The organism is Psychrobacter sp. HD31, assembly GCF_051097895.1.
Lineage (GTDB): Bacteria > Pseudomonadota > Gammaproteobacteria > Pseudomonadales > Moraxellaceae > Psychrobacter.
The window spans coordinates 32,180-51,082 of record NZ_CP142525.1; the positions used below are offsets into that span (position 1 = coordinate 32,180).

The following is an 18,903-nucleotide window of genomic DNA, read 5'->3' on the forward strand; positions in this document are numbered from 1 at the left end:
TATTTTCGCTTCTTTTCCTCGGTATATTAATTTTTGGATTTGATATAGATATTTTATAAAATAAACTTGTGCGACTTGATAGGTTAAGTCGCACGGATTCAGTCTTATCATGTCATTAGGGATTTTCGTGGAGATTTTTAATGAGGTGGTGAGGTTTTATTAAATTTGGTACCAGTGGTGGTACCCGAACAGATACGCAGTCTTTTAATGACTACATCATAAACCCTTTCTAACTCTTAAAGAAAGTGGAAAACTGTACCCCATACTTTAACAAGTTTAGTTGTCAACAACAAAGCTAGACTTTCGAGCGGACGTTCCTCCACTTTTCAAGGGGAGGCTAGGAGGGGTTGACGAAGTTGGTTAGAAACAAAACTAGCCAGCCTCAAGAAACCTCCCAAAAAAACAGGAAAACCAAAATGATTGACAAAGTCTTTAATAAAAAAGACCAAAAATCAAAACGCAAACAACTAAGAAACAACGCCACCAGTCCAGAACAAATATTATGGCAATATCTGAAAGGAAAACAACTTGGCGTAAAATTTAGAAGACAATCTGGAATTGATGAATACATTGTAGATTTCTTCTCACCAGAAATTAAACTGGCTATCGAAATAGATGGTGAAAGTCATTTTAATGATGAAGCAAAACAATATGATGAACTTAGAACAGAATTTATCAACTCACTAAATATAGAAGTCATCAGATTTACAAATAAAGATGTAACTCAAAATATAATGGGCGTTTGTCAGGCAATAAGAGCAGTTATTAGCAGAAAACTGTTAGAACAGCAAATTCAGCTTAATGAATAAGCTAACAAAAACCCCTCCTAACCTCCCCTTGAAAAGTGGAGGAACTGGCACCCCGTATTTTGCGTTGTTCAGTTTTTAAAAACAAAGATTGACTATCTTACTTACTAAAGATAAAAAATGTAAACCATTTAAACCCACAACACAAGGATACCCCAATGAATTTTTCTCTAAACGAAGACCAGCAAGCCTTTGCTGAACTTGCCAGCAACTTCGCCAGCAAATCAATGGCACCCTTTGCAGATGAATGGGACAAAACGGCTCACTTCCCAGTCGAGATGTTTAAAGAAGCAGGTGAACTTGGTTTCCTCGGCTTATACACCAACGAAGAAGTTGGTGGTATGGGCTTATCACGCTTAGATTCCTCCATCATCTTTGAAAAGCTTGCCTACGGTGACACCTCAGCAGCTGCCTTTATGACCATTCACAACATGGTCGCTTGGATGATTGGTGAATTTGCCAAACCAGAAGTTGCCGAAGCGTGGATTCCAGACATGATGACAGGTGATAAGCTTGGCAGTTATTGCCTAACGGAACCAAATGCAGGCTCAGACGCAGGCTCACTGACCACCAAAGCGGTGAAATCAGACGATGGCAAACACTACTTGCTCACGGGGCAAAAAATGTTTATCTCTGGTGCTGGAGCGACCGACGTACTGGTGGTCATGGCTCGCACAGGTGAAGACGGCGCAAAAGGCATTTCTGCATTTGTTGTCGACGCCAAAGCAGAAGGCATCACCTATGGCAAAAATGAACATAAAATGGGCTGGAAAAACCAACCCACTGCCGCCGTACATTTTAAAGACGTGAAAGTACCTGCCAAAAACTTACTGGGCGAAGAAGGACAAGGCTTTACCTTTGCCATGAAGGGCTTAGACGGTGGGCGTATCAACATCGCCACTTGTGCAGTGGGGACGGCTCAAGCCGCTCTGGAACGTGCCGTACAATATGTACAGGAACGTAGCCAGTTTGGACGTACACTGGATAAATTCCAAAACGTGCAGTTCAAACTTGCCGATATGCTAACCGAACTCACTGCCGCACGGCAAATGGTCAGACTGGCAGCATACCACCTAGACACAGGCAGTCCAGACGCCAGTAGCTATTGTGCAATGGCAAAACGATTAGCGACCGACCTCAGCTTTAAAGTGGCGAATGAAGCCCTACAGCTGCACGGTGGTTATGGCTATCTGCAAGAATACCCACTCGAACGCCATGTGCGTGACTTGCGTGTCCACCAAATCCTTGAAGGCACCAATGAAGTGATGCGACTCATCGTCTCTCGTAAAATGATGGATATGGATACTTTAAAAAGAATGCAGTAAGGCGTGGGCTTTACCCATCTTAAGCTAACAATTTTAAATATTTTGAAGCGGAAACCTGCTTTTCGCTTGTATCTTGCTACCCGATGGCGTTGCTCTCTATGGCTAAGTGCGTTTCAGACTTTGAGCAATCACCCTTAGCCATGTTCGCAATAGCCATCGGTCACACAAGGTGAGGAGGGAAATAGCGAAGCACTGCTTCGCCCCGACGCAAGGGAAAATTTGTAATTTTCCGCTTCAATCAGGGCTAAGTTCAACACCTCGTATTTTTTTGAATGTGTTTGGCTGTTTGAGGTAGGATTTTTTAAAGGTGCTTAAAAAGCACTCTAAAACTAACATCTTATAATAGGGATATTTATGAAAAACCAAATCATCACATCTTTGACTTTCCAAGATGGAAATGCTGAAAACGCTATGAACTTTTATGTTGAGGTATTTGCAAACGCTCATATCATTAATGTGAACAGATGGGGTGAAAATGCACCTGTTGCAGAAGGTAAAATCATGCAAGCCACCTTTGAGATTAATGGCACTATCTTTATGTGTAGTGATAGCCCAGCGATACATAATTGGGATTTTAGCCCAGCTGTTTCAAATTACCTAGAATGTGATAATGAAGCTGAAATAGCTACTTTATTCTCGAAACTTTCTGAAAATGGCACTGTTACAATGCCATTAGACAACTATGGATTTAGTCAAAAATTTGCTTGGGTACTAGACCAATTTGGGGTGTCTTGGCAATTAAATTTGGCTTAAATATTTCTACAATAAATTATGTTTTTAAAGAGTTGAACTGAGTATTAACGCACCAATAAAATAACATTAATCAAACCAAAAGGAAAACAACATGACGGACTACACCAACCTAGACCTATCAATAAACGGACATATCGCTAACCTCACTTTAAACAATCCACCAGCACACACATGGACACTCGACAGCCTAAAATCACTCAAACAACTTGTGGCAGACTTAAACGCCAATAAAAGCGTGCAAGCCCTAGTTATTCATGGTGATGGCGAAAAGTTCTTTAGTGCAGGGGCAGACCTAAATAGCTTTGCCAGTACAGACAAAGCACCAGCCACCGATATGGCGATTGCCTTTGGCGAAGCCTTTGAAGCACTATCAAACTTCCGTGGTGTTTCTATTGCCTGTATCAATGGTTATGCGATGGGAGGCGGACTTGAGTTTGCCCTAGCCTGTGACATTCGCATTGCCGAAGACCACGCCCAAATGGCACTGCCAGAACTGTCAGTTGGCTTGCTTCCTTGTGCTGGCGGTACACAAAACTTACCTTGGTTAGTCGGTGAAGGCTGGGCAAAACGCATGATTTTATGTGGTGAGCGTATCAAGGCAGATAAAGCCTTACAAATTGGGCTGGTCGAAGAAGTGGTAGAAAAAGGCAAAGGGCTAGAAAATGCCCTCGCACTTGCCGAAAAGGTCGCCAAGCAATCACCCGATGCCATCGCTTCAAGTAAAAACCTCATCCAATCGGCACGCACCAATCCACCACGCTATAATCTAATCAATGAGCGTGAAGACTTTATCAAACTATGGGACGGCGAAAACCAAATGGAAGGCGTGAATGCGTTTTTAGAAAAACGACCTGCTGAGTGGAAGGTTTAGCATCATATGGCATTGATTCATGAGTTTACAACAGCCAAACAAGCTGATATTCAAAAAATCTTAGAGAATGTCAACTTACTAAGGGATGCAAGTGTTGTATCCCCAGTGGTTGGTATTCATGATGATTTTATCTTGTATTTTGCAGATTCGATGAAGTGGATAGAAACTACTAATCCTAGAAAAAAGCCGGAAGAGCATATACCCCATCAGAGCTTATGCTACTATGGTCTTACTCTATTTCTACCTAATCAAGTGACGCAGTTTAAACGTGTTATTGAAGCTTGGTATAGTATGTTTAGCCTAGCACCAGATGAGTTTATTATAACTGGTAGTTGGACAGAAGTTGTCGGTGAAGAAAATAGTGGTAAATATGACAAAATTAAAGCAATCAAAGCTGAAATTTTAGAAACATTATCAGAGCTAATTCAACTTTGTGTAGACGTGGAAAAAGATGACAGTTTGTGTTTATTCCATTGGGGAATTTGATAAAAACGCTATTCGATGAAGCGGTAGATGCTCTAAATACTGACACGTAGTCTTATCAGATGAAGAAAGTAAACTTATCGTTGATAAATTTGAAAGTTCATTCCCATTTTTATTGACTGGAAGTGGCAAAATTGATTGGAATAATATCCAGAAATATCAAACTATTAATACAATTTCTGATATCTTATCAATCTAAAGTTACTCAATATCTAAAAACTGCTTTATTATATGGAATGACTCCTCTTTAGCAGTTATTCAAAGCAAATTAAGCCACGTCATAACTGTATTTGATGATATAACAACAGTGAGTTTTGACACTTGGATATTTATTCCTGAGACAAACAATGTGATTGAAAACACATTTGGCAGTTTAAAAATTACAACAAATTAAAGTTCGAATTTAATTTAACAAGGAAATAACGATGAAGGAATCAACCGAAACCAACCAATCACAACCCATACTTATAGACACCATCGCCACCGCTAGCGGTCATGCCATCGGCACACTGACACTCAACGACCCAAAGGCTCTGAATGCCCTGAGTGTCGACATGTGTCAGATGATAAGCAAGCAACTCAGCAACTGGCAAAATGACGATAACATTGTTGCCATTCTGCTTAAAGGCAGTGGTGACAAAGCATTCTGCGCAGGAGGCAATATCCGCAAACTGTATGAAAGCATGCTGGATAATCCACCCATGCCCAACCCTTACGCCGAAGAGTTCTTCTCCAGCGAATACAGCCTATTCCGCCAAATGCACTTCTATAACAAACCCATTGTCCTATGGGCGAACGGCATCGTCATGGGCGGTGGCATGGGATTAATGGCAATGTGTAGCCACAGAGTGGTTACCGAAACCACCCGTTTTGCCATGCCAGAAATCACCATCGGACTCTACCCAGATGCCACAGGCAGTTGGTTGCTACAACGCTTCCCTGCCAAGCTTGGGCTATTCCTGGGATTAACAGGTGCTAACTGCAATGGAGCAGATGCCTTAATTGGCAACATGGCTGAGTTTGCTGTTACCAGTGAGCAATATGATGACATGGTACACGCCTTGAGTAGTGCCGATTGGGCAAACAGTGCTGACTTACATGACACCGCCAGCCAAGCCCTCGCCACCGTCCACCATACTGAGCAACTTGCCGAAAGCAACCTTATCAACCACTGGCAAGCCCTACAAGCCATTGTCAACGCAGGTGACATTCATGCCATTGACCAAGTCTTACAAAATGCCGAATTAGCCGAAAAATACAAAGATGACAAATGGATGAGCCGAGCCATCAGCACCTATCAGCATGGTTGCCCTGTGACTGCTGGATTGACTTTTGAGGCATTTAAACGAGCCAAAAAACTGTCACTTGAGCAAATCCTATATATGGAAATGAACCTATCACTGCATTGTGCCAACAACCCAGACTTTAGAGAAGGTGTGCGAGCCTTGCTTATCGACAAAGACCGCACCCCAAAATGGAGTAAAACTCTTGCCGAATGTGGTGGTAAAGAAGGGCGTTCCTATATCGACTCGCACTTTAACTCACCCTATGATGAAGGGAAGCATCCCTTTGAAAACTGGTTAGATAATGGTAGCAAATCAGCAGACTTGGTGAACATTTAAACCGTTTTTTAAACAGTTATTGAGTTTTTGGAGCGGAAACCTGCCATCCGCTATTATCTTGCTTGCTGATAGCGTGTGTTCTATGTGCCTGAGTGCGTTCCAGACTTTGAGCGACCATCCTCAACCACAGACCACATCACCATCAGCTTCACAAGGATAACCGCTACTGTCAGGGCTAAACCGCTCTCATTGCATAATTTGAGTTTCATAACTCGACACCAACACACTAACTAAAGTTCACAAACAACACAAATAGTAGGCAAACCCTACATATTCCTCAATAAGGAAATTCACTCAACACAAGGAATGTAACTATGAGTAACGTAAAAACTTCTATCCAAACAATCGGCTTTATCGGACTTGGCAACATGGGTAAACCGATGGCAGATAACCTACTTAAAAATGGCTTTTCACTAAAAGTCTTTGACCTTAACGAAGCTGTTCTTGCTCAAATGGCAGAGCAAGGTGCAACAGTCTGCGACTCTCCAATTAGTGCCACCACAGATGTCGATATGGTCATCAGCATGCTCCCAGCAGGTCAACACGTCAAGAGCGTTTATCTTGGTAGTGATGACAGTACAGGCGTATTTGACAGTTTAGACCCAAGCACCCTCGTTGCTGACTGTAGCACCATTGCAGCAGCCGATGCCAGAGCTGTTGCCGAAGTCGCTAAACAAAAAGGCATTCAGTTTGTCGATGCACCTGTATCAGGTGGTACAGGCGGTGCAACAGCAGGCACGCTTACCTTTATCGTTGGTGGTGAAGCAAAAGCTTTTGACCAAGTAAAACCAGTGCTAGAAGCCATGGGTAAAAATATATTCCACGCTGGCGACCACGGAGCAGGGCAGGTTGCTAAAATCTGTAACAACATGCTGTTGGGCATTTTAATGTCTGGCACAGCAGAAGCCATCAATCTAGGCGTGAAAAATGGCTTAGACCCAAAAGTTCTCTCTGATATCATGCTTCAAAGCTCAGGGCGTAACTGGACATTAGAAGTTTACAATCCTTATCCAAACGTCATTGATACCGTACCATCGAGCAAGGGTTACACAGGTGGATTTATGAGTAAGCTGATGCTAAAAGACATGAACCTAGCCAAAACCACAGCTGATGATACGGGCGTGCAAACCCCAATGGCTGACCAAGCTCGTGATATGTACACCGCTCATGTTGAAGACCATGCGGATGCTGATTTTTCTAGTATCATGGCGGTATTTGATGACAGTGTTTTAAAGTAATTTGTTAAACTATAAAAAATACATAGCCCCACAAATTAAATAATTTGTGGGGTTTGTTATTTATCAAAGGTTGTTTGCTATATTGCAAATAATTGACCAATCCAAAATGTTATGAATAAAGCTAACACGCCCTATAATAATATATAAAAAACAGCGGGTGCAATTTTTGCTCCACCAAGCTTAGCAGAGATAAAACCAAGTAACATAATCCCCGAAAAAAGCCCCAACAAAGTTGATATTGTTAGATTTTATAAATGTTATAATGATGATAACTAAAACATTAAATTGTGTCATACCCTAGAGTTTAAAATATGAATAATCAACAAAGTATTCAATGGTTTCCCGGTCATATGAACAAGGCACGCAATGAAATCAAAGACGTGCTACCATCCATTGATATTGTCATTGAAGTGATTGATGCCCGCATCCCTTATAGTAGTGAAAATCCGATGGTAACTGAGCTACGAGGGCAAAAGCCGGTTATCAAAATATTAAATAAATCCGACCTTGCCGACCCAGAAATTACACAAGCATGGATTGCACATCTAGAACAAACTCAAGACACCAAAGCATTGGCTTGCGATGATAATAAGGCAAGCGTAGTTAAGCAGATTGTACAACTGTGTAAGCAGTTTAAAGCAAATAAAGTGGGTACAGGGCAAAAAATTAGAGTGCTGATTATGGGCATTCCTAACGTAGGTAAATCTTCACTGATTAATAGCCTTGCAGGTCGAGCCATTGCCAAAACTGGCGATGAGCCAGCCGTGACCAAAACTCAGCAACTAATAAAAATTGATGAAGACATCATGTTGTATGACACCCCTGGGATGCTATGGCCAAAAATTGAAAACCCAAATTCTGGCGTACGCTTAGCCGCCACGGGTGGTATTAAAGATACCGCCTTTGATTTTATTGATGTGGCAAGCCATACTGCCGAATATTTGATTCAAGCTTATCCAGAGCTATTAAAATCCCGCTATCAAATAGAACAACTACCAGCAACAGATTGGGAGTTTATCGAGCTTGCTGCCCGTAAGCGAGGCTTTTTGAAAAAAGGCGGATATGTCGATAGTGAGCGTATGTATGAGATACTGATTAACGAGCTACGCAGTGGTAAGATAGGGCGGATTAGCCTTGAAACACCTGCCATGCAGGCAAGTGAGCAAGTACTGGTGGAGAAATTAAGAGCCAAAGCTGAAGCAAAAAAACAAGCCAAGCTAGAACAAAAAAGATTGCGTAAATTAAGAGCCAGAAAAAACCGAGGATAAGTCATCCTGCCCTGATAAAGGGCAGCATTGTCAAATGGCAAGTTGTACTGGTCGATTTTAAGAATCGAATGCTTATTTAAAACGGCTGTTTTTCCTATTCTTATAAGCTTGCCAATGATGGAATAGTGTGTATGACAGCAATTTACGATAACTTCACTTCAAGCTTTAAGCCATTAACTTCAATCACATCTCCAGAAACGATTTTTTTGCGTTTTTGGGTTTCGACTTCGCCATTTAGCAACACATAGCCTTCTGCAATGATGTTTTTTGCCATCGCACCACTGTCAGCAATGCCTTCAAATTTTAGGATCTTAAATAGCTCAACAGGTTCGTGGGTGATTTCTACAATTTGCATGATTTGTCCGATGGTTTGGTGGTAAAAATTGCAGGGGATTATAACATTTTAACATGGCAATGGTGTGGTTAGTTGTTATGCCTTTACCAAGCAATCATGTCAATAAAAAAACGGCTCTTTATTAGTCCTAGTCCACTTAATGAAGTGTTTGTCAGTAGATTGTAAAAAGGCACAATTGTATTTAGATTGTGATATGCTATTTTTTTAACCTTGATATTTTAACTTTTAAATAATAATAAACTTATGACAAACATTAATTATCAACCTCCTCACAGCAATCAAGGCAGTCACTCTGCTAGTGATGTCCAGTCACCTGTCCCTTTATTTGGTAAAAAGGGTACTGTTGTATTAGCGATAGCTTCGGTATTGGGCTTTCTTGGTGTACAGGTAATTAGTCTTTTACTTGCCTTATTGATAACCTTCGTTATCATGCCAAACAAAATTAAGGATATCGATAACATTATCCCTTTGTTATCTAGCGACGGGACGATATTAAGCATATCACTCATCTTTAATTTATTGGCAGTCATCTTGATTGTGTTTTTTGTTATCAAGTCTCGCAAAAAACAGTTTACAGATTATTTGCAGTTTAGGCGTTTTTCATTAAAAAACATGCTATTTGGTTTTGGGCTTTGGATTGCTTATTTGATTGCCAGTGCCGTGGTGCTTTCTTTGATAGATAGTCAACCGATGGGTTTTTTAGATGCCTACTTCCTTAGTGCAGAGCCTTTGTGGTTGTTATTCCTTGGTGTTGTTTTGTTAGCACCCATTTATGAGGAGTTGCTATTTAGAGGTTTGATTTGGCGAGCAGTTTTTGAGCAATTTTTAGATGAACGAAAAGGGGCAATTGTCGCCAGTGTATTGTCAGGGGTATTATTTGCGATTATCCATTTTCAATATGGTTTTCATGAAATTGGTGCAATTTTTGTGTTTGCACTGGTTTTAGGATTTATTCGCTATCGTTCTGGGTCTATTTTGTTACCGATAATGATACATATTGCGAATAATGGGTTGTCGATGCTTCAGTATGCGTTGATTATGAACCCGTAAGAGGATAGGGAACTGCTGGTTTTTTTGAAACAATAAAATGCAAAATGATTTGAATCATAGAGACAGTTTAGAAGTGGAAAATATCATTGATTTTTATCTAATTTAAACAACTTGTCTTCAATTAATAAAAATAGTTTTTACGCTTTATCTGACGAAGCGGAGAATACGTCAATTTTCCTATTTACTGACCAATTTATAACAAATTTATCTTCTAATGAACTAGTGACTAATAAAAACTATTTTATATTTTTTAATAAACCGTAAAGTTTATGGTGGCTAAAATTCCGATGAAATTATTTTAGCATGGTTTGTTTTGATTTGCTGGGGTTAATCCCAGCCTACGCTTGCTATAAGCTCAGCGTATCTTACTTATCAATTTTTTTGAAGTTCGTTGATTGTAAAAAGCTTTTGGCTACTATAGAAATCACAGTTTTTTTCTTTAAAATTAACGTAAATTATTGGGTTTTCTAGTGTTGACTTAATGGAAAAGTCAATTGTATGAATTACCTCACAATCTGGGTCTTTACTCATAATATCTTGAGCTTTATATAAAAACGGAATAAATTTACGATATTTATCTTTTACTCCTTTTTCATAGATTGCACACTCATCTATTAAGCTCAGAGGTATTATGTTTTCTTTTTCATTATTTAAAAAAGGGTTCTCCATAGGTTTAGCAAATAGATTATAACTATTAGTGTCTTGAACTATCTGATTAAATTTTATATCTCGATTAGCTAGCAATTTTAGAATATTATTTCTGTCACTCAATGATGATTTGAGTCCAAAATAAATTGCCTTAATAGCTCCATGTCTATGAAAGTTTTGACCTACTTGATGACTTATGACTCTAACTTCTTGTTCATTTTGCCAGTCAATATGCTTAGTTCCTATGATTTTTTGAAATAATTTATTTTCAGATGTCTCATCTTTAAAATTTAAGTTTAAATTAGAAAAACTAATATCTTGTGGTTGTATTAAATACTGAACTTCGAAATAGTTGTAATATGTTTTGTGCTTAGCAATTAATTCATCAATATCATATTCTATACAAAAGCCTTGGTGGCTATTGGCATATAATGACCAAAGAGGTTGAATAAATGGTGACTTACTAGCAGAAAATATTCCCTGCTTAGCAACCATTGCTATGACATCATCTAAATTCTCTTCAAGCGTATTAAATTGGGCAGAACCTTGGATTAATTTTGAGATAAAGTTTAATCCTTGCAAGTCATTAGAAAGCTTCTTACGTGTAAAAAAGCCTTCACAAGGATCATTTAATGAAGCTTTATCTGCTAACCAAATATAATTTTCTTTAAGGCTCTTTAAGTTGTTATCATTAAACGTTCGATATTTAAAAATTCTCATAAGAATTACCCTCGCTAATATACAGTGATGAAACTTAATTTGTTGGTTATGATTATTTAAATACCAACTTATCAAGATTAACTACCCAATAATATACCCCTTCAACTCCAACACCTTATCTCTTACACTCGCTGCCTCTTCAAACTTTAATTCTTTTGACAAAGCCTTCATCTCTTTTTCTAGGTGGTTAATTTCTTTGGCAAGCAAGTCAGGGCTACGCAAGATTTCAATATCCACATCTGGCATAGTATTGGCATCATGCGTTGGAATGGCACGATTTTTGGCTGAGTCATCCAATATCTCACCAGTTTCGATTTTATCAGTGATTTGACGCTTGGCAGATTTAGGCGTGATGCCATGTTTTTCGTTATGAGCAATCTGCTTGGCACGCCTGCGGTCGGTTTCGTCAATGGCTTTTTGCATGCTATTGGTAATACGGTCAGCGTAGAGAATCGCCTTGCCATTGACGTGGCGAGCGGCACGCCCAATCGTCTGAATCAATGAGCGTTCTGAGCGGAGAAAGCCTTCTTTATCCGCATCAAATATCGCCACCAGTGATACCTCTGGCATGTCCAAACCTTCACGTAATAGGTTGATACCCACCAATACATCATGCACACCGGTGCGAAGCTCATGGATAATCTGCATACGCTCCACAGTGTCGATGTCCGAGTGCAGATAAGCCACCTTAATGTTGTATTCTTTAAGGTAGCTGGTGAGGTCTTCCGCCATACGCTTAGTTAAGGTGGTAATCAACACACGCTCATCAAGCTCCTTACGAATGTTAATCTCCGATAGCACGTCATCCACCTGCGTCAATACAGGGCGAATCTCAAGTATTGGGTCAAGCAAGCCAGTCGGTCGTACCACTTGTTCAACCACTTGTTCGGCATGGCTCAGCTCATAATCGGCAGGAGTGGCTGTGACAAAAATCATTTTGGGGGCAATACGTTCCCATTCTTCAAACTTCATTGGGCGGTTGTCCATCGCACTGGGCAAGCGGAAACCATACTGCACCAGCGTTTCTTTTCGGCTACGGTCACCTTTATACATCGCACCAATTTGCGGTACAGTCACATGACTTTCATCAAGAAATAGCAAGGCATCTGCTGGAATATAATCAAACAAGGTTGGCGGTGCTTCGCCACTGGGTCGCCCAGATAGGTGACGTGAGTAGTTTTCGATGCCGTTGCAATAGCCCAATTGTTGTATCATCTCTAGGTCGTATTGGGTACGTTCTTTGATGCGTTGGGCTTCAATCAGCTTGTCATGCTCACGGAAAAATTCTAAGCGTTCAGTCATCTCCTCTCGGATGGTTTCACTGGCAGCTTCGAGTTTTTCACGAGGAGTAACATAGTGGGATTTAGGATAGATGATAATGCGTGGCACACTACGCACACTTTTACCTGTAAGAGGGTCAAACCATGCGATTTTTTCCACTTCATCATCAAACAGTTCAATACGCACGGCAAGTTGCTCAGATTCAGCAGGGTAGATGTCAAGAACCTCACCACGGATACGGTAAGTACCACGCCCAAAGTCCAACTCATTGCGGATATATTGCATTGCCACAAGACGTTTGATGATGGCTTGGCGGTCAACCACATCACCCACTACAATATGCAGTAGCATTTTTAGGTAACTTTCTGGGTCACCCAAACCATAAATACAGGATACCGATGCAACAATGATGGCATCACGGCGTTCGAGCAAGGCACGAGTGGCAGAGAGTCGCATTTGGTCAATGTGGTCGTTGATGGCACTGTCTTTTTCGATAAAAGTATCACTGGCAGCCACATAAGCTTCGGGCTGATAGTAATCGTAATAGCTGACGAAGTACTCCACGGCATTGTTGGGGAAGAATGCCTTAAACTCGCCATACAACTGAGCGGCAAGGGTTTTGTTATGTGCCATGATGATGGTGGGGCGTTGGGTTTCGGCAATGACCTTTGCCATGGTGTAAGTTTTTCCTGAGCCCGTCACGCCTAGCAGTAGTTGAGCTTGCTTGTCATCCTTGATGCCTTCAACCAGTTTGGCAATGGCAGTGGGCTGGTCGCCTGAGGGTTCAAACTCTGTCACCATTTCAAAGGCTTTGCTAGATATTTGCGTGCCTGAGGCATTCACCCCTGTGAGTTGGGCTTCTTCTTGTAGTTGTGAGGCAAGTTGGTTGAGCTTTATTTGTTCTCGTGAATCAGATTTAGGGGTTGGTTGTCGCATTTTTGGCTCTTTTATTTAGTCATGTAATGATTATAGCGGTTAAAATTGGGCAGTCATTAAAAAAACTTGTTGTGATTCCGTATGTTTTGTTATAAATGGGGATGAAATCGTGCTGTTTAAAGATAAGCCATAGTAGGACTGCTTTAAAAAGCGAATTGATTTTAAGTTTATATTACACGGATTATAGGTTAAGGAAAACCATGAAAAATAATAACCAAATCAATACCATCATTATTGGTGCTGGTCCTGCTGGGCTGGCAATGGCAGCTTGCCTTAGTAAGCAAAACACACCCTATGTAATACTGGAACAAAGTGACAAGATTGCGGTTAAGTGGCACAATCATTACAAACGTTTGCATTTGCATACTGCCAAAGAATACTCTAACTTGCCTTATTTTGATTTTCCTAAACAGTTTCCTCGTTATCCATCTCGTCAACAAGTGGTGCGTTATCTTGAAGATTATGCCAACCATTTTGATATCCAACCAGTGTTTAATGCCAAAGTTATTGATACAAAAAAAACCAACGATGGCTGGCAAGTGGTTGCCGAGCAAAAAGGTCAAACAGTAACGTTTGATAGTCAAAACTTGGTGGTGGCAACCGGCTTTAATCACATACCCAATATGCCAACTTGGGATGGGCTTGAGTCATTTACTGGCGAGGTTATCCATAGTGAAAATTACGTGGACGGCAAAGCATACAAAGATAAAACGGTTATGGTTGTGGGCTTTGGTAACTCAGGCTCTGAAATTGCAATTGATTTATGGGAGTATGGGGCTAAACCTATTATGAGTGTACGCTCGCCTGTTAATATTTTACCTAAAGAGGTGATGGGTATTCCAACCCTTGCAATGGGCATTGTACAACAGCATTTGCCAACAAAAATTGCCGATGTGATTACCAAGGTTACTGCCAAAACGATGATAGGGGATTTGTCTAAATATGGTTTAAAAACTTTGGATAGAGGACCAATGGAAGAAATTAAGAAAAATGCCAGAGTCCCTATGCTCGACATAGGCACGGTGGATTTAATTAAGCAGGGCAAAGTGTTGGTTTATCCTGATATCCATAAATTTACTGCCGAGACGGTACAGTTTGCTGATGAGCGTGAAGTTAAGGTAGATGCCGTGGTATTGGCAACAGGTTTCCGTCCACAAATTAGTCGTTTTTTAAAACTGCAGCAATGCTTAACTAATGGACTCCCTAATACCAGTGGCACAAAGTCAGAAGTGAAAGGCTTATATTTTATTGGTTTTTACATATCTCCTGCAGGTATGTTTAGAGAAATGGCAAATGAAGCAAAAAAGTTAGCCAAACTTATTTGTTGATTTTAAAAACGCATGTTTTTTAAGCGGGTTAAATCTATCAACCATCAAAAAAATTTTTGGTTTTATATATCTAACCCTTTTTTTAATTTGTCTAGTAAATGAGTGAGGTTTTGATACTCGGCTTCACTGAGTGTGTCTTGTTGCTGCTGTTGTATTTTGGCTTTTTCTTGCCCAGCTTGTTGCTCTAAATCAATGCCTACCTGGCTTAAACTAATCATTTTACTGCGTTTGTCTAACGGGTTAGCGGTAAGCTCAATCACGCCTTTATTTACCATCTTTTTTAACATTAAGCTTAAACAGCCATTATCTATTGATGTGATTTTTTGTAGCTCCCCAATGCTTAAATGGTGTTGGTTATTAGCATGTTGTTGCCATAACGCCATCATCACCACATATTGAGGGTAGGTGAGGTTGACCGCCTCTAACAATGGTCTATAGGTTCTGGTAACAGCGTTAGATAACACATATAAGCGGTGACATAATTGGCTTTCTAGCGTTTGATCTGTGGTATTGGTTTTATCATCAGTCGTTTTTATATTGGGTTTTTTAGTGGTATTCGTCATAGTCATTAGCCAGTTATATTGAAAAATCTATTATATTTTACATGCAAAGTACTTGCAAATATAAAAAAAACCAATATAATAGTTTGCATGCAAAATAAATATGTATTTTCTTTTAAGTAAAAAAATGCATGATTAGTAAACAACCAATAAGGTAATGAATATGAAACATACTGATTTTCTTGATAAGCTGTCTGAACGTTATGCAGCAAAAGCAATGAATGGGCAAGTGGTACCAGAAGATAAATTACAACGTATTTTAGAAGCAACCAGATTGGCACCAACTTCTAGTGGCTTACAACCATTTGAAGTGTTTATCATTACAAATGATGAAATAAAAGCAAAAATCCGTAAAGTTGCATGGGACCAACCACAAGTAACGGATTGCTCTCATCTTATGGTTTTTGCCGCATGGGATACCTATACAGAAGATCGAATCAACCACATGTTTGATTTAACAAATGAGATTAGAGGGTTTAAAAACGAAGGGTGGGAAAACTATCGTCAATTTTTATTATCCATATATCCACAAAGATCGGCAGAAGAAAACTTTCAGCATGCCGCTCGTCAAACTTATATTGCATTAATGGCAGCCATGACACAGGCAGAATATGAAGCGGTTGATTGTGTACCAATGGAAGGCTTTACTCCAGATGATGTTGACCAAATACTAGGGTTAGCAGAAAAAGGTTTAAAGAGTACCTTATTACTGCCATTGGGTTATCGTGATGCAGAAAATGATTGGTTGGTAAACTTACCAAAAGTACGTAAACCAATGGAGCAATTGGTTAATTATATCGACTAATTGTAATCTTTGTTCTTTATCGTTTTATTAATTAAATTTCTTATAATTTTCGTAAAAATTGGAGTCAATTATGTCAATTGAAAAAGTATTATATACAGCAGAAGTGAATGTAACTGGTGGACGTGAAAACGGTGCTGCCAAGTCAGATGATGGTCAGTTAGATATTGCTTTAGGGCAACCAAAAGCGTTAGGCGGTGATGGGGTAAGCGGTAGCAACCCAGAGCAGTTATTTGCCGCAGGTTATGCCGCCTGTTTTATTGGGGCAATGCGTGTGGTTGCAATGCGTCAAAAAATTGACTTACCAGAAGGTCTAAATATTGACAGTAAAGTTAGTTTGGGTGCGGTTGGTCAGGCTTACGGTATTGCTGCTGAATTAGTTGTTAATTTGCCAGGCTTGAATCAAGAAGTGGCAGAAGGCTTAGTTAATGCTGCCCATCAAGTATGCCCATACTCAAATGCAACACGTGGCAATATTGATGTTAAATTAAGTGTGGTTGTATAAAATAGTACAATAAAAACCTACTAAAGTTTTTAATTAAAAAAGCACGCTAATTTAGATTGGCGTGCTTTTTTTGTTCAAAATTTTAATAACCCTAAAATAATACGCTTAAAAAGATATGAGAGAAAGAAAGTATTAAAGTTTAATTTTGTCTTGTAGTAAAAATTCCATTAATGCTTTTTGAGCATGTAAACGGTTTTCAGCTTCATCCCAAACAACAGAACGTGGATCATCTAACAAATCGATAGAAATCTCTTCACCACGGTGTGCAGGCAAACAATGCATAAATAATACATCAGGGGCTGCTTTATCTAACAGAGCAGGGGTAACTTGATAGGGGTTAAAACGTTTAGCACGGGTGTTTTGTTCAGACTCTTGCCCCATGCTTGCCCATACATCAGTTACAATCAGGTGAGAGTCCTTACTGGCATCTTCTACGCTTTCCATCACACTAACACAGTGTTTGTATTTTTCGACTAAATGTGGATTTGGCTCAAAACCATAGGGTGCAGCAACACGCAGTTCAAACCCAAATTGGTCAGCAGCATGGATAAATGAAGCACACATATTGTTGCCATCACCAACCCAAGTGACAGTCTTACCCTCAATACTACCTCTGTGCTCATGGAATGTTTGCATATCTGCCAACAACTGGCAAGGGTGGAAGTCATCGGTTAGGGCGTTTATGATGGGTACCGAAGAGTATTCGGCAAATTTTTCTACCTTTTCATGCTCAAAGGTACGAATCATAACAATATCGACCATGCTAGAAACAACTCGTGCAGAGTCTTCAATTGGCTCACCACGCCCAAGTTGTGTACTTTGAGGCGATAGGAATAAGGCTTGCCCGCCAAATTGCCCCATGCCTGTCTCAAATGAGATGCGTGTGCGTGTTGATGATTTTTCAAAAATCATGGCAAGGGTACGACCAACAAAAGGCTGATAAATATCACCAGCATGTTGCATTTTACGCAACTCAGTAGCACGTGCAATAACTTGTTTTAGTTCTGATTTTGATAAGTCTTTAAGGGTTAAAAAGTGGCGCACACTCATGGATAATCTCAAATTGCTATGATTAAAAAAATAAGCTATAAGTCACCAGTATAACTTAATTTAAGGGTTTGTAAATTGTCTTTTTTGATTTACAGTAAAGTCCGGTTTGTTTAAGGCATAATGATTTATTTTTTAAATAAAAAATATGAATTAAAGATTTTTTAAACACTCATTTTTTAAGTTTTGTGGAGTTTTCTGGTTGGTCGGGTGGTTAAACGGCATAAAAGCTCATAGCTAATGGTGTTGGCAGATTGAGCCACCTCATCTATTTGCGGTGCCGCTCCCCACAAGGTGACTATACTGTCAATGCCCAGGCTGGCAGTTAAGTCGGTTAAGTCGATGACAATCATATCCATGGCAACACGCCCAATAATAGCCGCTTTATGTAATCCTGCTTGCGTTGTTGTGTCTGTAACGGCAACCCAAGCTGTGTTATCAACAACTCGGGGATAGCCATCGCCATAGCCAATACTAACAATGCCCACTCGGCTTGCCCTTTGAGCTTTCCAGCGGCTACCATAGCCGACCATTTCTCCTGTGTTTAGTTGATGTACTGCCATTATTTTTGCCTGTAATGTCATGACAGGTTTTAGGTTAAGTTGGTCAGAGGCTTTATCAACAACAGGAGAGCTACCATACAACATGATACCAGGACGAACCCAGTCAAAATGCCAATTAGGAAAGTTAATAATGGCAGCCGAATTGCATAATGACCCTTTAATATTAGGGTCGACTTGTTGTTGCAGTTGAGTGAATACCTTGCTAAATAGTGTGCCCTGTTGCTCATTTAATGGGGTTGATTTGTCATCTGCATTGGCAAAGTGGCTGGTTAAAATGAGTTGGTAGCCTGCTTGTGTTAGCTGTTTTGCTGCTTCAATGACGCTGTGTTGATCAAAACCCAGACGGTTCATACCTGTGTTGAGTTTAAGCCATATGGTTTTTGTTTGGCAATCATGCTTTGGTATGTTTTGTAACGCCCAGTCTAATTGCTGCTGCTGATGAATCACGCACATAAAATGGTTGTTTATGGCAGTTTGCCATTCAGCTTGGCTAAAAACCCCTTCAATTAATACCGTGTGTTTTGCCCAGCCAAGTTGTTTTGCTTGTATAGCCTCAGCTAAAGTAGCCACGCCTATGGCATCGGCATCGGTTAACGCCGGTAAACACATAGCCACCCCATGCCCATAAGCATTTGCTTTTACCATCGCCAGTACTTTGCTGTTGGGTGCAATCTTGTTAACCTGTGCTAGGTTGTGTGTTAAAGCACCTTGGTTTATTAGTATGTTGGCAGTACGCATGGGG

At 40.1% G+C, this 18,903-nt stretch carries 19 protein-coding genes; 13 read left to right on the forward strand and 6 right to left on the reverse strand.

The window, feature by feature from the left end; all coding sequences use genetic code 11:
* Positions 1-416: 416 nt before the first annotated feature.
* The 9 genes from VH441_RS00140 (at position 417) to ylqF (ending at position 8,366) form a co-directional block, all read left to right on the forward strand.
* Positions 417-809, forward strand: a complete 393-nt coding sequence (locus tag VH441_RS00140; protein WP_434353477.1) for an endonuclease domain-containing protein — start codon at positions 417-419, stop codon at positions 807-809.
* A gap of 155 nt (positions 810-964) precedes the next feature.
* Positions 965-2,131: an acyl-CoA dehydrogenase family protein gene (locus tag VH441_RS00145; protein WP_434353478.1), complete on the forward strand. Its 1,167-nt coding sequence runs from the start codon at positions 965-967 to the stop codon at positions 2,129-2,131.
* 354 nt (positions 2,132-2,485) lie between these two features.
* On the forward strand, positions 2,486-2,884 hold the full coding sequence (locus VH441_RS00150; RefSeq protein ID WP_434353479.1) for a VOC family protein: 399 nt from the start codon (positions 2,486-2,488) through the stop codon (positions 2,882-2,884).
* Between the two features lie 91 nt (positions 2,885-2,975).
* On the forward strand, positions 2,976-3,755 hold the full coding sequence (locus tag VH441_RS00155) for an enoyl-CoA hydratase (RefSeq protein ID WP_434353480.1): 780 nt from the start codon (positions 2,976-2,978) through the stop codon (positions 3,753-3,755).
* Positions 3,756-3,761: 6 nt separating this feature from the next.
* Positions 3,762-4,241: a hypothetical protein gene (locus VH441_RS00160; protein WP_434353481.1), complete on the forward strand. Its 480-nt coding sequence runs from the start codon at positions 3,762-3,764 to the stop codon at positions 4,239-4,241.
* A 253-nt stretch (positions 4,242-4,494) separates the two neighbouring features.
* A complete protein-coding gene (locus tag VH441_RS00165) occupies positions 4,495-4,632 on the forward strand; it encodes a CDI toxin immunity protein (protein WP_434354399.1) in 138 nt (45 codons plus the stop codon).
* Between the two features lie 31 nt (positions 4,633-4,663).
* Positions 4,664-5,860 carry an enoyl-CoA hydratase/isomerase family protein gene (locus VH441_RS00170; RefSeq protein ID WP_434353482.1) on the forward strand — a complete coding sequence of 399 codons (1,197 nt, stop codon included), beginning with the start codon at positions 4,664-4,666 and terminating at the stop codon, positions 5,858-5,860.
* Positions 5,861-6,174: 314 nt separating this feature from the next.
* A complete protein-coding gene (gene mmsB / locus VH441_RS00175; RefSeq protein WP_434353483.1) occupies positions 6,175-7,098 on the forward strand; it encodes a 3-hydroxyisobutyrate dehydrogenase in 924 nt (307 codons plus the stop codon).
* Between the two features lie 311 nt (positions 7,099-7,409).
* On the forward strand, positions 7,410-8,366 hold the full coding sequence (gene ylqF / locus VH441_RS00180) for a ribosome biogenesis GTPase YlqF (RefSeq protein WP_434353484.1): 957 nt from the start codon (positions 7,410-7,412) through the stop codon (positions 8,364-8,366).
* A gap of 142 nt (positions 8,367-8,508) precedes the next feature.
* Here the strand turns inward: ylqF and VH441_RS00185 are convergent, their stop codons facing one another.
* Complete coding sequence (locus tag VH441_RS00185) at positions 8,509-8,721, reverse strand: RNA-binding S4 domain-containing protein (protein ID WP_434353485.1); 213 nt, start codon at positions 8,719-8,721, stop codon at positions 8,509-8,511.
* A 243-nt stretch (positions 8,722-8,964) separates the two neighbouring features.
* On the opposite strand from VH441_RS00185, the gene VH441_RS00190 reads away from it, so the two are divergent.
* On the forward strand, positions 8,965-9,771 hold the full coding sequence (locus VH441_RS00190; RefSeq protein WP_434353486.1) for a lysostaphin resistance A-like protein: 807 nt from the start codon (positions 8,965-8,967) through the stop codon (positions 9,769-9,771).
* A 372-nt stretch (positions 9,772-10,143) separates the two neighbouring features.
* Here the strand turns inward: VH441_RS00190 and VH441_RS00195 are convergent, their stop codons facing one another.
* Complete coding sequence (locus VH441_RS00195; protein ID WP_434353487.1) at positions 10,144-11,139, reverse strand: DUF2971 domain-containing protein; 996 nt, start codon at positions 11,137-11,139, stop codon at positions 10,144-10,146.
* An 81-nt stretch (positions 11,140-11,220) separates the two neighbouring features.
* Positions 11,221-13,356, reverse strand: coding sequence for an excinuclease ABC subunit UvrB (uvrB, locus tag VH441_RS00200; protein ID WP_434353488.1), 2,136 nt, complete (start codon positions 13,354-13,356; stop codon positions 11,221-11,223).
* A 200-nt stretch (positions 13,357-13,556) separates the two neighbouring features.
* Between uvrB and VH441_RS00205 the strand changes: the two genes are divergently transcribed.
* Positions 13,557-14,684, forward strand: a complete 1,128-nt coding sequence (locus tag VH441_RS00205) for a flavin-containing monooxygenase (protein ID WP_434353489.1) — start codon at positions 13,557-13,559, stop codon at positions 14,682-14,684.
* A gap of 62 nt (positions 14,685-14,746) precedes the next feature.
* Here the strand turns inward: VH441_RS00205 and VH441_RS00210 are convergent, their stop codons facing one another.
* Positions 14,747-15,247, reverse strand: coding sequence for a MarR family winged helix-turn-helix transcriptional regulator (locus VH441_RS00210; protein ID WP_434353490.1), 501 nt, complete (start codon positions 15,245-15,247; stop codon positions 14,747-14,749).
* A gap of 160 nt (positions 15,248-15,407) precedes the next feature.
* Between VH441_RS00210 and VH441_RS00215 the strand changes: the two genes are divergently transcribed.
* Together VH441_RS00215 and VH441_RS00220 are read left to right on the forward strand one after the other, a co-directional pair.
* Positions 15,408-16,049: an NAD(P)H-dependent oxidoreductase gene (locus tag VH441_RS00215; protein ID WP_434353491.1), complete on the forward strand. Its 642-nt coding sequence runs from the start codon at positions 15,408-15,410 to the stop codon at positions 16,047-16,049.
* Between the two features lie 70 nt (positions 16,050-16,119).
* Positions 16,120-16,551: an organic hydroperoxide resistance protein gene (locus tag VH441_RS00220; RefSeq protein WP_434353492.1), complete on the forward strand. Its 432-nt coding sequence runs from the start codon at positions 16,120-16,122 to the stop codon at positions 16,549-16,551.
* Positions 16,552-16,683: 132 nt separating this feature from the next.
* On the opposite strand, the gene argF is transcribed toward VH441_RS00220, so the two are convergent.
* Entirely contained in the window at positions 16,684-17,601 is a 918-nt protein-coding gene (gene argF / locus VH441_RS00225) for an ornithine carbamoyltransferase (protein ID WP_434353493.1), read from the reverse strand.
* Positions 17,602-17,777: 176 nt separating this feature from the next.
* Positions 17,778-18,899 carry an alanine racemase gene (alr, locus tag VH441_RS00230; RefSeq protein WP_434353494.1) on the reverse strand — a complete coding sequence of 374 codons (1,122 nt, stop codon included), beginning with the start codon at positions 18,897-18,899 and terminating at the stop codon, positions 17,778-17,780.
* Between the last annotated feature and the right edge of the window lie 4 nt (positions 18,900-18,903).